The organism is Brachymonas sp. KE5, from assembly GCF_057773645.1.
Genome location: NZ_CM173463.1, coordinates 694,203 through 713,536, shown reverse-complemented (window position 1 = coordinate 713,536; position 19,334 = coordinate 694,203). Strand labels below are relative to the sequence as shown.

18 protein-coding genes are annotated in these 19,334 nt (G+C 65.4%); 11 read left to right on the top strand and 7 right to left on the bottom strand.

The annotated features are described in order from the left end of the window. Positions 1 to 10: 10 nt before the first annotated feature. The 5 genes from ACX36O_RS03320 to ompA all read right to left on the bottom strand — a co-directional run bounded on the left by ACX36O_RS03320 (position 11) and on the right by ompA (position 4,185). The gene (locus tag ACX36O_RS03320; protein WP_488360048.1) at positions 11 to 1,234 is read right to left on the bottom strand and encodes a hypothetical protein; all 1,224 of its coding nucleotides are present in this window, start codon (positions 1,232 to 1,234) and stop codon (positions 11 to 13) included. Positions 1,235 to 1,300: 66 nt separating this feature from the next. Then, positions 1,301 to 1,786, bottom strand: a complete 486-nt coding sequence (locus tag ACX36O_RS03315) for a hypothetical protein (RefSeq protein ID WP_213359408.1) — start codon at positions 1,784 to 1,786, stop codon at positions 1,301 to 1,303. 179 nt (positions 1,787 to 1,965) lie between these two features. Then, positions 1,966 to 2,658: a phosphoglycolate phosphatase gene (gene gph / locus ACX36O_RS03310; RefSeq protein WP_488360047.1), complete on the bottom strand. Its 693-nt coding sequence runs from the start codon at positions 2,656 to 2,658 to the stop codon at positions 1,966 to 1,968. A 102-nt stretch (positions 2,659 to 2,760) separates the two neighbouring features. After that, the gene (gene ubiG / locus ACX36O_RS03305) at positions 2,761 to 3,498 is read right to left on the bottom strand and encodes a bifunctional 2-polyprenyl-6-hydroxyphenol methylase/3-demethylubiquinol 3-O-methyltransferase UbiG (RefSeq protein ID WP_213359403.1); all 738 of its coding nucleotides are present in this window, start codon (positions 3,496 to 3,498) and stop codon (positions 2,761 to 2,763) included. 99 nt (positions 3,499 to 3,597) lie between these two features. Then, positions 3,598 to 4,185, bottom strand: coding sequence for an outer membrane protein OmpA (gene ompA, locus ACX36O_RS03300; protein ID WP_213359400.1), 588 nt, complete (start codon positions 4,183 to 4,185; stop codon positions 3,598 to 3,600). A 262-nt stretch (positions 4,186 to 4,447) separates the two neighbouring features. Here ompA and gyrA point away from each other — a divergent pair, with 262 nt between their 5' ends. The 10 genes from gyrA to lapB all read left to right on the top strand — a co-directional run bounded on the left by gyrA (position 4,448) and on the right by lapB (position 17,142). Continuing rightward, positions 4,448 to 7,123: a DNA gyrase subunit A gene (gene gyrA, locus ACX36O_RS03295; protein ID WP_488360046.1), complete on the top strand. Its 2,676-nt coding sequence runs from the start codon at positions 4,448 to 4,450 to the stop codon at positions 7,121 to 7,123. 77 nt (positions 7,124 to 7,200) lie between these two features. Then, positions 7,201 to 7,770 (top strand): DUF2059 domain-containing protein, encoded by a 570-nt coding sequence (locus ACX36O_RS03290; protein WP_371686476.1) that lies wholly within the window; start codon positions 7,201 to 7,203, stop codon positions 7,768 to 7,770. Between the two features lie 21 nt (positions 7,771 to 7,791). Then, the gene (gene serC, locus ACX36O_RS03285) at positions 7,792 to 8,928 is read left to right on the top strand and encodes a 3-phosphoserine/phosphohydroxythreonine transaminase (protein WP_371686475.1); all 1,137 of its coding nucleotides are present in this window, start codon (positions 7,792 to 7,794) and stop codon (positions 8,926 to 8,928) included. Between the two features lie 33 nt (positions 8,929 to 8,961). Further along, entirely contained in the window at positions 8,962 to 10,050 is a 1,089-nt protein-coding gene (pheA, locus tag ACX36O_RS03280; RefSeq protein WP_213359390.1) for a prephenate dehydratase, read from the top strand. Between the two features lie 23 nt (positions 10,051 to 10,073). Beyond that, on the top strand, positions 10,074 to 10,958 hold the full coding sequence (locus tag ACX36O_RS03275; RefSeq protein WP_488360045.1) for a prephenate dehydrogenase: 885 nt from the start codon (positions 10,074 to 10,076) through the stop codon (positions 10,956 to 10,958). A gap of 10 nt (positions 10,959 to 10,968) precedes the next feature. Beyond that, entirely contained in the window at positions 10,969 to 13,071 is a 2,103-nt protein-coding gene (locus tag ACX36O_RS03270) for a bifunctional 3-phosphoshikimate 1-carboxyvinyltransferase/cytidylate kinase (RefSeq protein ID WP_488360044.1), read from the top strand. Positions 13,072 to 13,292: 221 nt separating this feature from the next. Continuing rightward, a complete protein-coding gene (gene rpsA / locus ACX36O_RS03265; RefSeq protein ID WP_091816122.1) occupies positions 13,293 to 14,978 on the top strand; it encodes a 30S ribosomal protein S1 in 1,686 nt (561 codons plus the stop codon). A 170-nt stretch (positions 14,979 to 15,148) separates the two neighbouring features. Then, the gene (locus tag ACX36O_RS03260) at positions 15,149 to 15,466 is read left to right on the top strand and encodes an integration host factor subunit beta (protein ID WP_488360043.1); all 318 of its coding nucleotides are present in this window, start codon (positions 15,149 to 15,151) and stop codon (positions 15,464 to 15,466) included. A 155-nt stretch (positions 15,467 to 15,621) separates the two neighbouring features. Continuing rightward, complete coding sequence (locus ACX36O_RS03255) at positions 15,622 to 15,978, top strand: LapA family protein (RefSeq protein WP_213359359.1); 357 nt, start codon at positions 15,622 to 15,624, stop codon at positions 15,976 to 15,978. A 3-nt stretch (positions 15,979 to 15,981) separates the two neighbouring features. Further along, positions 15,982 to 17,142: a lipopolysaccharide assembly protein LapB gene (gene lapB, locus ACX36O_RS03250; RefSeq protein ID WP_371686474.1), complete on the top strand. Its 1,161-nt coding sequence runs from the start codon at positions 15,982 to 15,984 to the stop codon at positions 17,140 to 17,142. Between the two features lie 34 nt (positions 17,143 to 17,176). Here the strand turns inward: lapB and ACX36O_RS03245 are convergent, their stop codons facing one another. Next, positions 17,177 to 17,923 (bottom strand): SIMPL domain-containing protein, encoded by a 747-nt coding sequence (locus tag ACX36O_RS03245; RefSeq protein ID WP_250130962.1) that lies wholly within the window; start codon positions 17,921 to 17,923, stop codon positions 17,177 to 17,179. A gap of 57 nt (positions 17,924 to 17,980) precedes the next feature. Then, a complete protein-coding gene (locus tag ACX36O_RS03240) occupies positions 17,981 to 18,328 on the bottom strand; it encodes a hypothetical protein (protein WP_213359352.1) in 348 nt (115 codons plus the stop codon). Positions 18,329 to 18,590: 262 nt separating this feature from the next. On the opposite strand from ACX36O_RS03240, the gene ompR reads away from it, so the two are divergent. Next, a complete protein-coding gene (ompR, locus tag ACX36O_RS03235) occupies positions 18,591 to 19,328 on the top strand; it encodes an osmolarity response regulator transcription factor OmpR (RefSeq protein ID WP_371686473.1) in 738 nt (245 codons plus the stop codon). Positions 19,329 to 19,334: the final 6 nt, after the last annotated feature.

Here is a 19,334-nt window from a genome sequence, read left to right as displayed (position 1 = left end):
ACATCCCCGATCAGGGAGTCAACCCATGCATCCCCGCAAAGCCGGCACGCTCGCGCAGCACATCCTGCCGCTGCACGCAACGCAGCAAGTCGGCCGCCTGCCCCGGATGCTGCTGGCGCCAGGCCCGCACCCCGGCGCTCTGGTACGGGTCGGCAATCGTGTAGCCCACCCGGTCCGTGCAGTTGCCTCCCGCTGCGTCGCACTGCCGCAGCGTGCTGGCATAGATCACCCGCCCGTCGCGCGTGATGCCCGGAAAAGCACTGGCCATCAGCCGCTCGCCCGCGCCCGCCGGCGGTGGCGCCAGATTGAAGGCCTGCTTCAGCGCCCGGCTGTACCACCAGATCTGCCCGCGATATTCGTAGGCCAGATCCGCGCCCTCCCCATTCTGGTGCGGAAAACCGAACACCGTCTTGCCGCTCGCATGCGCAAACGCATCGCGCAGCTCGCACCCCTTGCCGCTCTCGCCAAAGCCGAACACGCGCATGGTCGGCTTGCCCTGCACCGGCATCTGCGGCATCGCCGCATACTCGGTGCCGTCCACCGAAATCATGGGCAGCGCATACATGTTGCCGTCTACCCGCACCCGATCCCGGCACAGGTACTGGATGCCCGTATCGCCGGTCACCCGGTGCTGCTGCGTATCCACCGTGAGCGTGCGCACTGACAGTGCCCCCTGACCCTGCGTCTCGTCATCGCCGCCCGCGTTGGGCCAGCTGAAGGAGCGGATGCGGATCTCGTCCGGACGGTTGCCCGGCAGCTCGGCCGCCGCCGCATAAAAGCCCGTCATGCCACCCCGGAACAGCGGGCGTGCCTTGCCTTGCAGCTGCAGGATATCGGCCAGCCGGTAATGCTCGCCCGTCATGTCCACCAGATAGCGCCAACTGCCCTGCACCGGAAACGCCTCGTTGGACAACGGCGTGCGATAGCCCCGCACCACGGTGCCGGCAAACGCCGGCAATTCCATCAAGCTCACATTGCCCAGCTGCGCGCCGGAATAGGAGCGCAGCACAAAGCGCCCGTCCGGACTGATGCGCTCGTAGCTGCCCAGCGCCGCCACCGTCCTGCCAGCCGCATCGCGCGACGTACCGGCCACCTGGCCCGTCAGTTCGACAAAGGTACTGGGCGCAATGCAGGCCTGGGGCGAGTCCGCCGCCACAGCCAGCGCCAGTCCGGGCGAGCCAGCCCCCAGTACCAGCCCTATGGCGCCGGCACAGCGCGCAAGGCAGCGCTTCATGCTGCTGCCCGCAGCGTCACGCAAAGTCCCTTGAAACAGTCCGGCAACAAGATGCATGCGCATGGATCAATCCGCTTTCGGTTTTCCGGCCTGTACCATGCGCAGGCGGATGCCCTGTCGCCAGTACGGCATCGGCATGGCCGCCACCAGCGGCCGGGGATGGGCACTGCCCTTGCGCACCACCCACGCCGTGGGAAAGTGGCGATAGGCATCCTGCTGCACCAGGTCTTCGTTGCACAGCGGCACGCTGCCGGCCAGCGCATCGGCTGCCGCCGCATTCTGCTGCCGCAAACGCTGCAACGCCTGCGAAACCTCTTCCGCCGGCACGCGATGGTCATGCACCGGCACCATGCGCAGCCCTTCCTGACGCGCCACGGTCTGCACCTGGTCCGCATGCACGGCCGACAGCACCATGCGCGGCGACCACACATACAGCAAGGCGGGCTGCACTTCGGATTGCTGCTGCAACGTCTGCCATTGCGCCTCGTCAAGGCAGGCCGCAGCCCACGCGGCAGGCGCACTCAATACCAGCAGAGCACTTGCGGCAAGCATGCGCCACAGGCGAAGCGCCCGGCCCATTGCCCGCTTTGCCCCCGTTGGCCTCCCTGTCCCCAATGCCCTCTTTGCACCAGGTGCACCACCTGCGCCCCAGGCGTCTCGTGCACTCCCGGCGCCCTTTGTGTCAGCCGCACTGCGCCGGTCACCCATGCCATGGATGCGGTCCATGCCATTCATGCCGCCTGCCCGGCGCATACCATGCCCAGCACGTCCAGCGGCTGCGCCGCTTCGGCACTGGCGCCCCAGCTGGAAATATCATGCTCGCCCAGATAGCCCCAGGCCGCAGCCACGCAGGGCATGCCGGCCGCATGTGCCGCCACCATGTCCCGCAGGTCATCCCCCACATACAGGCACTGCGCCGGCTCCAGCGCCAGACGCCGCGCAGCTTCCAGCAGCGGCTCCGGATGCGGCTTGGCATGTGGCGTGGTATCGCCACAGATCACCACCGCTGCCGATTGCAACACCGGCATCTGCCGGCACAGCGGCACGGCAAAACGCTCCGTCTTGTTGGTCACCACGCCCCAGGCCAGCCCCTGCTGCTGCAATTGCCCCAGCAGCGCTTCGATCCCATGAAAGGCGTACGTCCTGTCCAGCAAATGCGTCTCGTAGTTGCGAAAAAACTCCTCGCGCATCTCGGGAAACAGCGGGTCCTCGGGCGTCATGCCAAAGGCCACACCCAGCATGCCACGTGCGCCGGCGCCCGCCATGGGCCGGTAGTCATCCAGCGGCAGCGAGGGCAATCCACGCGCCGTGCGCATGCGATCCACGGCTCCGCCGAGGTCAGGGGCACTGTCGACGAGCGTGCCATCCAGGTCGAAAAGAACGGCCCGAATACCGGGAAAAAACGCAGTGCCGGATTTATCCATGGATTAACTATCGAATATCAAAACCAGAGTGAATCAGGATATTCCCTGCCCAAAACGGTAATTTGCCACACCCTCATGAAAATCATGACGTGGGCCGCTGATTCAGGCCGGCTTGCGGCAGGCCAGCATGTAGTTCACATCGATGTTGTCGCTCAGCCAGTAGCGCTGCGTGAGCGGGTTGTAGTGAAGGCCACGCGTGGCCTCGGGCACCAGCCCGGCCAGACGGCACTCGCGCATCAACTCGCTCGGCTGGATCATGCGCGCATACTCGTGCGTGCCACGCGGCACCAGGTTGAGCAGGTACTCCGCCGCCACGATCGCCAGCAGGAATGCTTTCGGATTACGGTGGATGGTGGAAAAGAACACCCAGCCACCCGGTTTCACGGCCTCGGCACAGGCGCGCACGACAGAGCCTGGATCGGGCACATGCTCCAGCAGTTCCATGCAGGTCACCACATCGAACTGTCCCGGCTGCTCGCGCGCCAGATCCTCGGCGCTGATCTGGCGGTAGTTCACGTTGTTCACGCCGGCTTCCAGCGCATGCAGTTGCGCCACGCGCAAGGATTCTTCCGCCAGGTCGATGCCCGTCACCTGCGCCCCGACCTGCGCCATGGATTCGGACAGGATGCCGCCACCACAACCCACGTCGAGCACGCGCAGATCCTTCAGACGCTGGAATTCCTGCACCCAGCCCAGCCGCAGCGGGTTGATGGCGTGCAGGGTACGCAGCACCCCGTCACGATCCCACCATTGATGGGCGAGCTCGCCGAATTTGGAGATCTCGGCCTGGTCCACGTTGGCGGCAGGCGCGGCAGAAGAAGTGATGTCCGTGTTTTCCATGAGGCCGATTGTGCCTCAAAAGCTGGCGCGCCCGTGTCCGGTACAGGCAATAAAAAAGCCCCGCAAGCGGGGCTTTTTGCGTCTGCGGAAGCAGAAGGATTAGCGGGTGCCAACCACTTCGATTTCCACGCGACGGTTCTTGGCGCGGCCTTCGGCAGTCTTGTTGGTGGCAACAGGCTGCTTCTCGCCCTTGCCTTCCACGTACACGCGCTCGGCGGCGATGCCCTTGGACACCAGGTAGTTCTTCACGGCGTTGGCACGACGGATGGACAGAGCCTGGTTGTAGGCGTCGGAACCGATGGAGTCGGTGTGGCCGGTAGAGATGATGGCTTCGATGTTCAGGCCCTGGATCTTGGAAACCAGGTCATCCAGCGTGGCCTTGCCAGCCGGCTTCAGCACGGACTTGTCGAAGTCGAAGAAAGCGTCAGCAGCGTAGGTCACCTTGGCAGCAACTGCCTCGGGAGCCTTGGGAGCCTGGGCAACCGGAGCGCCGCAAGCCGGGGAGGCAGCGGTAGCGGGAGTCCAGTAGTTGTCTTGCCAGCACAGTTCGTTCGTGCCGTTCATCCAGATCAGGTTGCCGTGGTTGTTGCGCCAGTTGTCACCGGTCACGGTGGAGGGGGAAGCCACAGCAGCACCTGCCATGGCGACAGTTGCGAACAACACAGCTACTTTATTCAGTTTCTTCATGTTTATCCTCTTGATAAATACCACAGCAGGAGCTGCACGATTATGCGAGTTTCGGATGCGTTTGAGCGTAACCCGTCGAGCCGATTGTGCCACAGCACGCATTCACTGTAACCGCACTCCACGCGCTCGGCACGGGGCCCTTCCGGAAATCACGTTCTTTGTTGCATCATTGCCACATGGGCCGCAGCAATGCCCCCAAATATACAGCATCTGCGGTGAAGCTAAAATGTCATATTCCCACGAATAATCGGCCCTTCTACGCATGACTGAATTCGCCAAAGAAACGCTGCCCATCAGCCTCGAAGAGGAGATGCGCCGCAGCTACCTGGATTACGCCATGAGCGTGATCGTGGGGCGTGCCCTACCCGACGCACGCGATGGTCTCAAACCGGTGCACCGCCGCGTCCTGTTCGCGATGCACGAACTCAACAACGACTGGAACCGGCCCTACAAGAAGTCGGCCCGTATCGTCGGTGACGTCATCGGTAAATACCACCCGCACGGCGACAGCGCGGTGTACGACACCATCGTGCGCATGGCGCAGGACTTCTCGCTGCGCCACATGCTGGTCGACGGCCAGGGCAACTTCGGTTCGGTCGACGGCGACAGCGCCGCGGCCATGCGCTACACCGAGATCCGCCTGGCCAAGATCGCGCACGAAATGCTGGCCGACATCGAGAAGGAAACGGTCGATTTCGGCCCCAACTACGACGGCAGCGAGCAGGAACCGCTGGTTCTGCCGAGCAAGCTGCCCAACCTGCTGATCAACGGCTCGGCCGGTATCGCGGTGGGCATGGCCACCAACATTCCGCCGCACAACCTCAACGAGGTGGTGGATGCCTGCCTGCACATGCTGGCGCACCCGGATGCCAGCATCGACGACCTGATCGAAATCATCCCGGCCCCTGACTTCCCCACCGCCGGCATCATCTACGGCATTCAGGGCGTGCGCGAAGGCTACCGCACCGGCCGCGGCCGCGTGGTGATGCGCGCCAAGTGCCATTTCGAGGACATCGACAAGGGCCAGCGCCAGGCCATCATCGTCGACGAGCTGCCCTACCAGGTCAACAAGAAGACGCTGCAGGAACGCATTGCCGAGCTGGTGCACGAGAAGAAGATCGAGGGCATCAGCCACATTCAGGACGAGTCCGACAAGTCGGGCATGCGCCTGGTGATCGAGCTCAAGCGCGGCGAGCTGCCCGAGGTGGTGCTGAACAACCTGTACAAGCAGACGCAGTTGCAGGATACCTTCGGCATCAACATGGTGGCGCTGGTCGACGGCCAGCCCAAGCTGTGCAACATCCGCGACCTGGTCAGCATCTTCCTGCAGCATCGCCGCGAGGTGGTCACGCGCAGGACCATCTTCAATCTGCGCAAGGCGCGCGACCGCGGCCATGTACTGGAAGGCCTGGCCGTTGCGTTGGCCAACATCGACGAATTCATCCGCATCATCCGCGAGTCCCCCACCCCGCCGGTGGCCAAGGCCGAACTGATGGCGCGCAGCTGGGACAGCTCGCTGGTGCGCGAGATGCTCACCCGTGCGCGCGAGGATGGCAGCGTCGTCAGCGCGGACGATTATCGCCCCGAAGGCCTGGGCCGCCAGTTCGGCCTGCAGGGCGACGGCCTGTACCGCCTGAGCGAAGTGCAGGCGCAAGAGATCCTGCAGATGCGTCTGCAGCGCCTGACCGGCCTGGAGCAGGACAAGATCGTGGCCGAATACAAGGACGTGATGGCCGAGATCGAGGACCTGCTCGACATCCTGGCCAAGCCCGAGCGCGTCAGCACGATCATCAGCGACGAACTGACCGCGCTGAAGAACGAGTTCGGCCAGACCAAGGTCGGCGCGCGCCGCAGCCAGATCGAGCACAACGCGCAGGAACTGGGCACCGAAGACCTGATCACCCCGACCGACATGGTGGTGACGCTTTCGCACACCGGCTATATCAAGAGCCAGCCGCTGTCCGAGTACCGCTCCCAGAAGCGTGGCGGCCGCGGCAAGCAGGCCACCACCACCAAGGACAACGACTGGATCGACCAGCTGTTCATCGCCAACACGCACGACTACATCCTGTGCTTCAGCAACCGTGGCCGCCTGTACTGGCTCAAGGTGTGGGAAGTGCCTACCGGCAGCCGCGGCTCGCGCGGTCGCCCCATCGTCAACATGTTCCCGCTGGAAGACGGCGAGAAGATCACCGTGGTGCTGCCGCTTACCGGCGAGATGCGCACCTTCCCGGCCGACCGCTATGTGTTCATGGCCACCGCCCAGGGCACGGTCAAGAAGACCGCGCTGGACGAGTTCAGCAACCCGCGCAAGGCCGGCATCATCGCCGTGGGCCTGGATGACGGCGACTACCTGATCGGCGCCGCCCTCACCGACGGCGAGCACGACGTGATGCTGTTCAGCGACGGCGGCAAGGCCGTGCGCTTCGACGAGAACGACGTGCGCCCCATGGGCCGCCAGGCACGCGGCGTGCGCGGCATGATGCTGGAAGAAGGCCAGAACGTGATCGCCATGCTGGTGGCCGAGGATGAGTCGCAAAGCGTGCTCACCGCCACCGAGAACGGCTACGGCAAGCGCACCAGCATCGTCGAATACACCCGCCACGGTCGCGGCACCAAGGGCATGATCGCCATCCAGCAGAGCGAGCGCAACGGCAAGGTCGTGGCCGCCACGCTGGTGCACGCCGACGACGAGATCATGCTGATCACCGACCGGGGCGTGCTGGTGCGCACGCGCGTGGCCGAGATCCGCGAGATGGGCCGTGCCACGCAGGGCGTGACGCTGATCGCGCTGGATGACGGTGCCGAACTGATCGGCCTGCAGCGCATCGTCGAGAACGACGCCGGCGAGGAGCAGAACGGCTCCGACGCGGAGGATTCCACCGCCAGCGACAGCCCCGATACCACAGCGGACGACAGCACTACGCCGGACGCATGACAATGCTATGCTGAGAGCCAAAGAGGGTTGTCAGCCGGCAGCCCTGCCAGAGTACTTTTGAACGAAAGCCCGATTTCATGAAACAAGCCCGTTTCCTGTCCCTCCGTTCCACTGCCGCCGGCTGTGCCCTGGCCCTGGCTGCGCTGGCCGTCAGCGCGCCCGTCCAGGCGCAGGACGCCACGCGCAAGGAACTGGCCACGCGCATCGTCAACCTGCAAAAGGCGCACGACATGGATGCGCTGATCGCGCAACTGGCCAGCTCGGCCACGCAGACCGTGGTCTCCACCTGGCTGCCCAAGCTCGACCAGGTGCCGCAGGCACGCCAGAAGGCCGCAGCCGACCTGCTCGACGCCGAGCTGAAGAAGTTCAACGACGACAACGTACGCACCATCAAGGCCAGGAACGAGCGCGTCAGTCTCGACGTGCTGGTGCCGGCCTACGCCGAGCGCTTCACCGCCGACGAGTTGCGCCAGCTGGTCGCCTTCATGGAGTCGCCCGTGATCAAGAAATACTACGCGGCCAACCCGCAGCTGGCCAACATGCTGGCGCAGAAGCTGGTGGATGCCACGCGCGCCGATGTGGAAGCCCGCATCAAGGCGTTCGACACGCGCGCCGCGCAGATCATCGGCACCGCCTCCAAGAAGTAATTTCCGCCCTGCTCCCGCTCCATGACTGATTCCGCGCTTCGTCCCTACAACTTCTCCGCCGGCCCGGCCGCCATCCCCGAGCCGGTGCTGCAGCGCGCCGCTGCCGAAATGCTGGACTGGCCCTTCCCCGATGGCCGCCACAGCGGCATGGGCGTGATGGAGATGAGCCACCGCGGCGAAGCCTTCGGCATCATCCTGCAGCAGGCGCAGGACACGCTGCGCGAATTGCTGGCGATTCCGGACCATTTCCGCATCCTGTTCATGCAGGGTGGCGGTCTGGCCGAAAACGCCATCGTGCCGCTCAACCTGAGCCGCGGCGAAGCGGCCAGCTTTGTGGTGACTGGCGGCTGGAGCCAGAAAAGCCATGCCGAAGCGGCCAAGTTCTGCGAGGCGCGCCTCGCCGCCAATGCCGCAGTGCAGAACCCCTCGGGCGGTCTTTCTTACACGCACATTCCCGCGCCCGCAAGCTGGCAACTCGACAGTGGCAGCCGCTATGTGCATATCTGCAGCAATGAAACCATCCACGGCGTGGAGTTCCAGCAGTTGCCCGATCTGGCGGCGCTCGGCTGTGATGCCCCGCTGGTGGTCGATTTCTCATCCAACGTGGCCTCCCGCGCCATGGACTGGAGCAAGGTCGGCCTGGCCTTCGGCGGCGCGCAGAAGAACCTCGGCCCGGCCGGCCTGACGCTGGTAGTGGTACGAGATGACCTGCTCGGCCATGCCATGCAGCACTGCCCGAGCGCCTTCGACTACAGCCTGGTGGCCAGGAACAACTCGATGTACAACACGCCGCCCACCTACGGCATCTACATCGCCGGCCTGACCTTTCAGTGGATCAAGGCGCAAGGCGGCGTGGCGGCGCTGGAGGCGCAGAACATCGCCAAGGCGCAGCTGCTGTACGACTTCCTCGACAACTCCAGCTTCTTCCGCAACACGGTCGACAAGTCCTGCCGCTCGCGCATGAACGTGCCCTTCTTCCTGGCGGACGAAAGCCGCAATGCCGATTTCCTCGCCGGCGCGCAGGAGCGCGGCCTGCTGCAGCTCAAGGGCCACAAATCCGTCGGTGGCATGCGCGCCAGCATCTACAACGCCATGCCGATGGCCGGCGTGCAGGCGCTGGTCGACTACCTGCGCGAGTTCGAAGCCCGCCACGCCTGATCCCCCTGTTCCACTCCTTTAGCCGTACCTTTCATGACCCGCTCCATCGCCGACCTGCGCGTCGCCATCGACGCTGTTGACCAACAACTGCTGCAACTGCTGAACGACCGCGCGGCGCTGGCCAACGAGGTTGGCGACATCAAGCGCAAGGAAGGCTCGCAGGTGTTTCGCCCCGAGCGCGAGGCGCAGGTGATCCACACCCTGCAGCAGGGCAATCCCGGGCCGCTCAAGGGCAACAACATCGCCAACATCTGGCGCGAGATCATGTCGGCCTGCCGTGCGCTCGAGGCGCCGCAGCGCGTGGCCTACCTGGGCCCGGCCGGCACCTTCAGCGAGCAGGCCGCCGAAGCCTTCTTCGGCGTCAGCATCGACCATGTGCCCTGCGCCAGCTTCGATGAAGTGTTCGATGCCACCACTTCCGGCCGTGCCGACTTCGGCGTGGTGCCGATGGAAAACTCCACTGAAGGCGCCGTCACGCGCTCGCTCGACCTGTTCCTGACCTCGCCGCTGCACATGATCGGCGAAACCAGTCTGCTGGTGCGCCACAACCTGCTGTGCAGCCAGCAGACGCCGCTGGACCAGATCGAAGCCGTCTATGCCCATCCTCAGGCCTTGGCGCAGTGCCAGAACTGGCTGAGCGTGCATGCTCCCCAAGCCGAACGGCATGCAGCATCCAGCAACGCTGAGGGCGCCCGGATCGCTGCCAGCAATCCGAAGTGGGCCGCTATCGCCAGCCTGCGCGCCGCCTCGCAATTCGGCCTGCACGTGGTGGCCCCTGCAATCCAGGATGAAGCCTATAACCGCACCCGCTTTGCCGTGATGTGCCTGCCGCAAACGCTGGCCATGCCCGAAGCCTCCGGCAATGACTGCACCAGCCTGGTGCTGTCGGTCGTCAACCGCCCCGGCGCCGTGTACGAACTGCTGGAGCCGCTCAAGCGCCACAACGTGTCCATGACGCGCTTCGAATCGCGTCCGGCGCGCAGCGGCCAGCAGTGGGAATACTTCTTCTACATCGACCTGGTCGGTCACATCAGCGAGCCGCATGTGGCCGCCGCGCTGGCCGACCTGCGCCCGATCTGCGCCTACTACAAGGTGCTCGGGTCCTACGCCATCAACGGCTGACGCCACAGATACGGAGCAGTGCAATGTTTCACCGACTGGCCCTGATCGGTTGCGGACTCATGGGCGGATCGCTGTCGCTGGCCATGCAGCGCGCCGGCCTGGTACAGCATGTGATCGGCTACAGCCCCAATCCCGCCACCGTGCAGGAAGCGCTGCGCCGCGGCGTGCTGACGGAAACCGCCGGCACTGCCGGCCAGGCCGTGGCCCATGCCGACCTGGTGGTGCTGGCCGTGCCGGTGGCCGCCACCGGCAGCGTGCTGCAGCAGATTGCCGGCCACCTGCGCCCCGATGCCATCGTCACCGACGTGGGCTCGACCAAGCAGAACGTGATCGCCGATGCCGAACAGGCCCTCGGCGGCCGTGTCGGCCAGTTCGTGCCGGCGCATCCGATTGCCGGCAAGGAAGTGGCCGGCATCGCCCACGCCGATCCCGATCTGTACCGTGACCGGCTGGTGATCCTCACGCCGGCGCGCCATACCCGCATCGGCCCCTTGCAGCACATTACCCAGCTGTGGGAAGCGCTCGGCTGCAAGGTGCAGACCATGACGCCGCAGGAGCATGACGCCGCCTTCGCCGCCGTCAGCCACCTGCCGCACATGACGGCCTTTGCGCTGATGCACAGCATCCTGCACCAGGACGATTCCGCCGACACGCTGGCCCTGGGCGGCTCCGGCTTCCGCGACTTCACCCGCATTGCCGCGGGCGATCCGGCCATGTGGCGCGACATCTTCCTGTGCAACCGCGAGGAAATGCTGCGCCAGACCGAGCAGCTGATAGCCTCGCTGCATACCTTCACCGACGCCATCGCCGCCGGCGACGGCGCAGCCCTGCATGCCCTGATCAGCGAAGCCAGCGAGGCACGCAGCCAGTGGCGCATGATCACGCGCGACGAAAACGCGCGGCTCTGAGAACATCCCCATGAGCAAGTCTCCCTTCCTCGACATTCCGCCGCTCGTGGCCGCCAATGGTACGGTGCACCTGCCGGGCTCCAAGAGCATCAGCAACCGCGTGCTGCTGCTGGCCGGCCTGTGCAGCGGCAGCACCACGCTGCACGGCGTGCTCGACTCCGACGACACCCGCGTGATGCTGGCGGCGCTGGAGCGCATCGGCTGCAGCGTCTCGCGCCAGGGCACCACGGCCCGCATCACCGGCATTGGCGGCGCCCTGCCGGCGCAGGCCGAGCAGGAGGAGCCGATCGAGCTGTTCCTGGGCAATGCCGGCACCGCCATGCGCCCGCTCACCGCCGCCTTGGCCATGCTGCAGGGCCGCTTCCTGATGACCGGCGTGCCGCGCATGTACGAGCGCCCCATCGGCGACCTGGTGGACGGCCTGCGCCAGCTCGGCTGCGATGTGGAATATGCCGGCACGGAAGGTTATCCGCCGCTGCGCATCGGCCCGCGCGCCAGGCCTGCGGACGGCCGCAACGATAGCGGCAACAACAGCAACTCCAGCCCCGCAGCAGACGCGCAGGCCAGCCTGGTCCGCGTGCGCGGCGATGTCTCCAGCCAGTTCCTCACCGCCCTGCTGATGGCTGCGCCGCTGGCCGGCCACACCATCACCTTCGAGATCGAGGGCGAGCTGATCTCCAAACCCTACATCGCCATCACGCTCAACCTGCTGCAGCGTTTCGGCGTGACGGTGCAGCGCGACGGCGACACCGGCTGGAAGCAGTTCACCATCGCTGCCGGCGCCGCCTACCAGTCGCCCGGCGAATTGCATATCGAGGCCGATGCCTCCTCCGCCAGCTACTTCATCGCGCTCGGCGCCATCGCTGCCGATCCGGCACAGGGCCACAGCATCACGGTGCAGGGCGTGGGTGCCGACTCCATCCAGGGCGATATCCGCTTCATCGAGGCGGCCGAAGCCATGGGCGCCAAGGTCAGCAGCACGCCCGACAGCATCACCATCCAGCGCGGCCAGTGGCCGCTGCGCGCCATCGACCTGGACTGCAACCACATTCCCGATGCCGCCATGACGCTGGCCGTGATGGCGCTGTATGCCGACGGCACCACCATGCTGCGTAACATCGCCAGCTGGCGCGTGAAGGAAACCGACCGCATCGCCGCCATGGCGCGCGAGTTGCGCAAGCTCGGCGCCAGCGTGGAGGAAGGCAACGACTTCATCCGCGTCACGCCGCCAGCCAGCGCAACCGACTGGCGCCACGCCAGCATCCATACCTACGACGACCACCGCATGGCCATGTGCCTCTCGCTGGCCGCCTTCAACCCTGCTGCGCTGCCGGTGCGCATCGAGGATCCGGCCTGCGTGGGCAAGACCTTCCCGCACTATTTCGACGCCTACTTCGGCGTCTGCCAGGCCGATGCCGCGCACATCCCCGTGCTGTGCGTCGACGGCCCCAGCGCCAGCGGCAAGGGCACCCTGTCCACGCACCTGGCCAGGCAGCTGGGCTATCACCTGCTCGACTCGGGCGCCCTGTACCGCATCGTCGGCCTGGCCGCGCGCCGCACCGGCCTGCTGCAGGACGAGGCAGAGCCGGATGCCGAGGCCATTGCCCGCCTGGCTGCCAGCCTGCCGATCCGCTTTGCGGATGGCTGCGTCTGGCTCGATGGCGAAGACATCTCCGACGCCATCCGCACCGAGCAAGGCGGCATGGACGCCTCCACCGTCTCGGCCATGCCGCCGGTGCGCAGCGCGCTGGTGCAGCTGCAGCACAGCTTCCGCAAGGCGCCCGGACTGGTTGCCGACGGCCGCGACATGGGCACGGTGATTTTCCCGGAAGCAACACTCAAGGTGTTTTTGACGGCCAGCGCCGAAAAACGTGCCCAGCGCCGTTATAACCAATTGATTTCCAAAGGATTCGCCGCTAGAATGGATGACCTTCGCGCGGACCTGCAGGCGCGCGATGCGCGTGACAGTTCGCGCGCAGTCGCTCCACTGCAGCCCGCGCAGGATGCCCTGCCCCTCGACAACTCCGACATGGACGTGAAAACCTCCGTTCAGCTGGTGCTGGACTGGTGGCAGGACAGACAGCCTTTTCCGGCTCCCGAGGCGCACGGCTAAACCGCGCTGCTCCCGGGCCGCAGGGCTGCCCTCACCCGGCAGCCCTGTTGCCATTCAAAGGCTGTCTTTTTCGTACCGCCGGTGCAGCTGCAGCGCCAGCCGGCGGATTGTGTCAGTACCCAACCCCCGCGATGTTTTCCGCATCGCAACGCAACCCCTGCGAGCGACAGTCGGCCTGCAATGGTGCAGCCCGCATTCCCGCCCGCAGATCAGGAACCTACATGTCTGAATCCTTTGCTGAACTCTTTGAAGAATCGTTGAAGCGCGCCGAAATGCGTACCGGTGAAGTGATCACCGCCGAAGTCGTGCGCGTCGAGCACAACCACGTCGTGGTGAACGCCGGCCTCAAGTCCGAAGCCTACGTGCCGATCGAAGAGTTCAAGAACGACCAGGGCGAAGTCGAAGTGCAAGCTGGCGACTTCGTGTCCGTGGCCATCAGCAGCGCCGAGAACGGCTTTGGCGAAACCATCCTGTCCCGCGACACCGCCAAGCGCCTGGCCTCCTGGCTGGCCCTGGAAAAAGCGCTGGAATCCGGCGACTTCGTCACCGGCACCACCAGCGGCAAGGTCAAGGGCGGCCTGACCGTGCTGGTCAACGGCATCCGCGCCTTCCTGCCCGGCTCCCTGGTTGACACCCGTCCCACCAAGGACCTGACTCCCTACGAGAACAAGACCCTGGAGTTCAAGGTCATCAAGCTGGACCGCAAGCGCAACAACGTGGTGCTGAGCCGCCGCGCCGTGCTGGAAGCTTCCATGGGCGAAGAGCGCGAGAAGCTGCTGGCCACCCTGAAGGAAGGCGCCATCGTCAATGGCGTGGTCAAGAACATCACCGAATACGGTGCATTCGTTGACCTGGGCGGCATCGACGGCCTGCTGCACATCACCGACATGGCATGGCGCCGTGTCCGCCACCCGAGCGAAGTCGTTCAGGCTGGCCAGGAACTGACCGCCAAGGTCCTGAAGTTCGACGCCGAGAAGAACCGCGTCTCCCTGGGCCTGAAGCAGCTGGGCGAAGACCCGTGGCTGGGCGTGTCCCGCCGCTACCCGCAAGGCACCCGCCTGTTCGGAAAGGTCACGAACATCGCCGACTACGGCGCGTTCGTCGAGCTGGAGCCGGGCATCGAAGGCCTGGTGCACGTGTCCGAGATGGACTGGACCAACAAGAACGCCGCTCCGAACAAGATCGTCTCCATGGGCGACGAAGTCGAAGTCATGGTGCTGGAAATCGACGAGGACAAGCGCCGCATCAGCCTGGGCATGAAGCAGTGCAAGGCCAACCCGTGGCAAGAGTTCGCGCAGAACGTCAAGCGCGGCGACAAGGTTACCGGCCCGATCAAGTCCATTACCGATTTCGGTATCTTCGTGGGCCTGCCCTCCGGTATCGACGGTCTGGTGCACCTGTCCGACCTGTCCTGGAACGAGACTGGCGAAGCTGCCGTGCGCAACTACAAGAAGGGCCAGGAAGTCGAGGCCGTGGTGCTGGGCGTGGACGTCGAGCGCGAGCGCATCTCCCTGGGCATCAAGCAGCTGGATTCCGACCCGTTCACGACCTTCGTGTCCGTGAATGACAAGGGCCAGTCCGTGACCGGCAAGGTCAAGAGCGTGGATGCCCGTGGCGCCGAAATCGATCTGGGCGAAGACGTGGTAGGCTACCTGCGCGCCAGCGAAATCAGCCAGGATCGCGTGGAAGACGCCAGCCAGGTGCTGAAGGTAGGCGACGAAGTCACCGCCGTGATCACCAACATCGACCGCAAGAGCCGCAACGTGTCCCTGTCCATCAAGGCCAAGGACGCTGCCGACCAGCAACAGGCCATGGCCGAGCTGAACCAGGGCGCTTCTGCCACCCACGCCGGCACCACCAGCCTGGGCGCCCTGCTGCGCGCCAAGCTGGACAACAGCAACAACTGATCCGCGTGATCCCCGCAAGGTGCCTTCGGGCGCCCTGCGGGAGTCCGTGCCGCCTCGTGCTGCGCGGACTGCTGTTTCCTGCAACCCTCCCGTTTTCCTTAACCCGAGGGCTTGCACAACCTGACGGTCACCGCCCGGTTCTGCAAGCCTTTGATTTTCCACCGGACCTCATGACCCGCTCTGACCTCGTTGACGAACTGGCTGCCCGCTTTCACCAGCTCCCCCACCGCGATGCCGAAATAGCGGTGAAGACCGTGCTCGACACCATGGCCGATGCGTTGGCGCGCGGTCACCGCATCGAGATCCGCGGTTTCGGCAGCTTCTCGATCAACCACCGTCCGGCCCGCATCGGCCGCAACCCGCGCAGCGGCGAGAGCGTCGAGATCCCGGAAAAGCGCGTGCCCCACTTCAAGCCGGGGAAGGCGCTGCGCGAGGCGGTGGACCAGCCGTTCCGGGAAGCGGCCGGCGGCAGCACGCCCGAGGCCTGATCCGGCGCTGGCGCACAACTGCAGCCACACCGGCCGGCAAGGCAAGTCCGCCAACGCACGACCTCCGTCTCCCCGGCAGGCAGCGCATACAATGCAGACATTGCCCTTGCACCTCCACTGCGGAGCTGCAACGGCGCGCTGACCAGGACCCCGGCATGAAATACCTGCTCTGGCTGCTCAAGGCGGCCATCTTCTTTGCTCTGTTCGCCTTTGCGCTGAACAACCAGCAGAACGCAACCGTCAACTTCCTGTTTGGCTACGCCCTCACCCTGCCGCTGGTACTGGTGATCCTGGCGAGCTTCGCCCTGGGCGCCCTGCTGGGCGTGCTGGTGATGGTGCCGCGCTGGTGGCGTCGCCGCCGCGATGCCCAGGTGGCACAGAAGCAGGTGCGTGACGTGGAACAGGCGCTGGCCTCCGGCACGCCGCGCAACGATGCCCCGGCCGAGGTTCCAGCCCCCGATCTGGAGCGGCACAAGACCGATCCTTCCCTGCCGATCCACTACGGACCCTGACGCATGGAACAGGAATTTCCCGTCTGGCTGCTGCTGGCCCTGCCCGTCGCCTTCGGCTTGGGCTGGCTGGCCTCGCGCCTGGACCTGCGCCAGTTGCGCGCCGAAAACCGCAGCGCCCCCAAGGCCTACTTCAAGGGCCTGAACTATCTGCTCAACGAGCAGCAGGACCAGGCTATCGATGCCTTTATCGAGGCCGTGCAGAAGGATCCCGACACCTCGGAACTGCACTTTGCGCTCGGCAACCTGTTTCGCCGCCGCGGCGAATACGAACGCGCCGTGCGCGTGCACCAGCACCTGCTGGGCCGTGCCGACCTGAGCACGGTCGACCGCGACCGCGCCCAGTACGCACTCGCCATGGACTTCCTGAAGGCCGGTCTGCTCGACCATGCGGAAACTGCCCTGCGCGTACTGGAAAACAGTCCCACGCGCCGCAACCAGGCGCAGATGGCGCTGCTGGGCATCTACGAGCGTTCGCGTGACTGGGAACAGGCCGGCAAGGCCGCCGAGGCGCTGGAGCAGGACGGCGAAAACGATTTCAGCAAGCGCCGCTCGCACTTCCTGTGCGAACGTGCCGATTCCGCCCGCAAGCAGGGAGATGTGGAGGGCGCGCGCGCGCTGCTGCAGCAGGCCCTGCAAACCGCGCCCGACGCCGCCCGCCCGCGCCTGCTGCAGGCCGAACTCGAGTTGCAGCAAGGCCAGGCCGAACAGGCCTATGCCACCCTGCAGGCCACCATGCAGCAGCTGCCCGCCTTCGCGCCGCTGATGGCCGGCGGCCTGGCGCGGCTGGCAATCGAAACCGGGCAAATCGACGCCGCCCGCGCCCAGCTGGAAGCCTCGCAGAAGCAGACTCCCTCCATCGATCTGGTGGAAGCACTGGTTCAGCTGGACCAGGCTGCCAACTCTGAATCCGATTCGTCCCCGCGCTACCTGACGCACCTGCAGGAGCACCCGTCCCTGATTGCAGCCACGCGCTGGCTGGATCAGGAAAAGCTCAAGGGAGATGCCGCCAAACCCTGCGTGGATCGTGCGCTGCAGCATGCCATCCGGCCGCTTGCGCGCTATCGCTGCGCCGCCTGCGGCTTCGAGGCACAGCACCATTACTGGCATTGCCCCGGCTGCCAGAGCTGGGACAGCTACCCGCCGCGCCGGATCGAGGAGCTCTGAGCGGAGTCCCGCGCATTCAGGCCGGCCCCTGCACTCAGCGCATCTGCACTGACCCGTTCACCACCATCCGCACGGTGGACTTGCCCGGCTCCACCGGCACCGGTGCGCTTTCCATATCCGCACGCCCGGCCTTCATCGCCATCATGCGCGGGCCGCCGTAGCCGCCTTCGGCATTGACCGATACTTCGCGCAGCGTGTAGCTGCCGAAGCCGAAACTGCGCGTGATGGACTGCGCCTTCTCGCGGAAAGCCTGGATGGCCAGTTCCTGCGCCCTGGTCTCGCTGCTGCGACGTAGCTCCTTGCTGATGTCGAAGCCGACATCCGACACCGTCATGCTGCCGATCCTGCCGGCGGTGCTGCTGATGCGCCCCATGTCCTTGCCGCTGAGCACCACCTCGGCACGGCCCTGCCACTGGCTGATCTTGCCGTTGCGGTCATGGCTGGGATAGAGGCTGAAATTGCCGGTGTGCACTTCCATGGCGTCCGGGCGCGCCTGCGCCTTGGCGACCTGCAGCGCGGCGTCGACGGCCTGCTTGAGCTGGCTCTGCACCGCCTGCGCGTCGCTGCCCTGGCGCGTGGTGCTCAGCACCATGCGCAGCACGTCCTGCTGCACCTCGACGCTGCCTTCGGCAGACAGTTGCGCCACATTGCTGGGAACGTAATTGCTGCCCACGCCCTGGGCTGCTGCCGCCAGCGGCAAGGCGGCGAGTGCCGCCGCCACAAGCAGCTGCTTGCGCTGCCGCGTCATTCTGCCCAGGGAGCCAGTGGAAATATTGGCCATGAAAAACGTCCTTCCTCAAAGTTACAAGGCCCGCAGACGCGGGCCGGAAAAATCCTGTCAGCGCGAGCGCAGCTTGCGCCCGTTGGCAGTGGCATGGTCACGGATGGCCTTGCGCAGCTCCTGCAATTCGCGCGGGCTCATGCGCTTGGGCTGGATGGTATTCATGCAATCCCTGGACGTGGTGAGCGTCTGGCGCAAGTCGTCCCGCACCGGCGGGCCCGGAAACTGCTTGCCAACCTCATTGGGAGACGGACAATCCGCCCACGCAGCCGGGCTGAACAGCCCTGCCGCCAGCAGCGCCGGCAAGGCAATCCATTTGCCCCCCCAGGCGCGCTTGCCCGGGACACTCTCGCCTCCCGCAAGCATGGCCGGGTTGAACGTGATGTCTGCCTTGTCTGATTTCATTGCTTACTGCCTTGTTCCTGCATTCTGGACGCCAGCTTCCGCCATGCCAGCAAATCCTTGCGACATGCTTGCAGGGCAGACCAGAACGCCTTGTCAATTCCCCAAGCTTAACGGTCTGCCGCGAGGATACTAGGCACCATCCGGTCAGAAAGGCAATCCCCCCGCAAGATGTGTAACAGTGTGAAAAGGCAATGAAAAATGGGTGGTTTTTTGGCGAATGCGGCCTAACATCCGTCTGTGTTACAAATTCACGGAGGACAAGATGACTCAGGCCAACACCCGTGCCGACAAGATCGTGGTAGTGGATGACGATGCCCGCATCCGCGATCTGCTGCGCCGCTACCTGAGCCAGGAAGGCTTTGAAGTGATGGTGGCCGAAGATGGCAAGAACCTCAACCGCATCCTGCTGCGCGAAGCGGTCGACCTGATCGTGCTCGACCTGATGCTTCCCGGCGAAGACGGCCTGTCCATCTGCCGCCGTCTGCGCGCCGCCAACGACAAGACGCCCATCATCATGCTCACTGCCAAGGGCGAGGACGTGGACCGCATCGTCGGCCTCGAAATCGGCGCCGACGACTATCTGGGCAAGCCCTTCAACCCGCGCGAGCTGCTGGCCCGCGTGCACGCCGTGCTGCGCCGCCGCCCGGCCGTCGAGGCGCCCGGCGCTCCTTCCACCGAGACCGAGGTCGTGAGCTTCGGCAACTTCGTGTTCGACCTGAGCGCGCGCACCCTGAAAAAGGATGGCGAAGACCTGCCGCTGACCACGGGCGAATTCGCCATGCTCAAGGCTCTGGTGCGCCACCCGCGCCAGCCGCTGTCGCGCGAAAAGCTGGCCCAGCTGGCACGCGGCCGCGAGTTCGAGCCCTTCGACCGCAGTCTGGACGTGCAGGTCTCGCGCCTGCGCAAGCTGATCGAAACGGATCCGGCCTCGCCACGCTACATCCAGACTGTGTGGGGCGTGGGTTACGTGTTCGTACCGGATGGCGGCGGCAACACCTGAGACGCC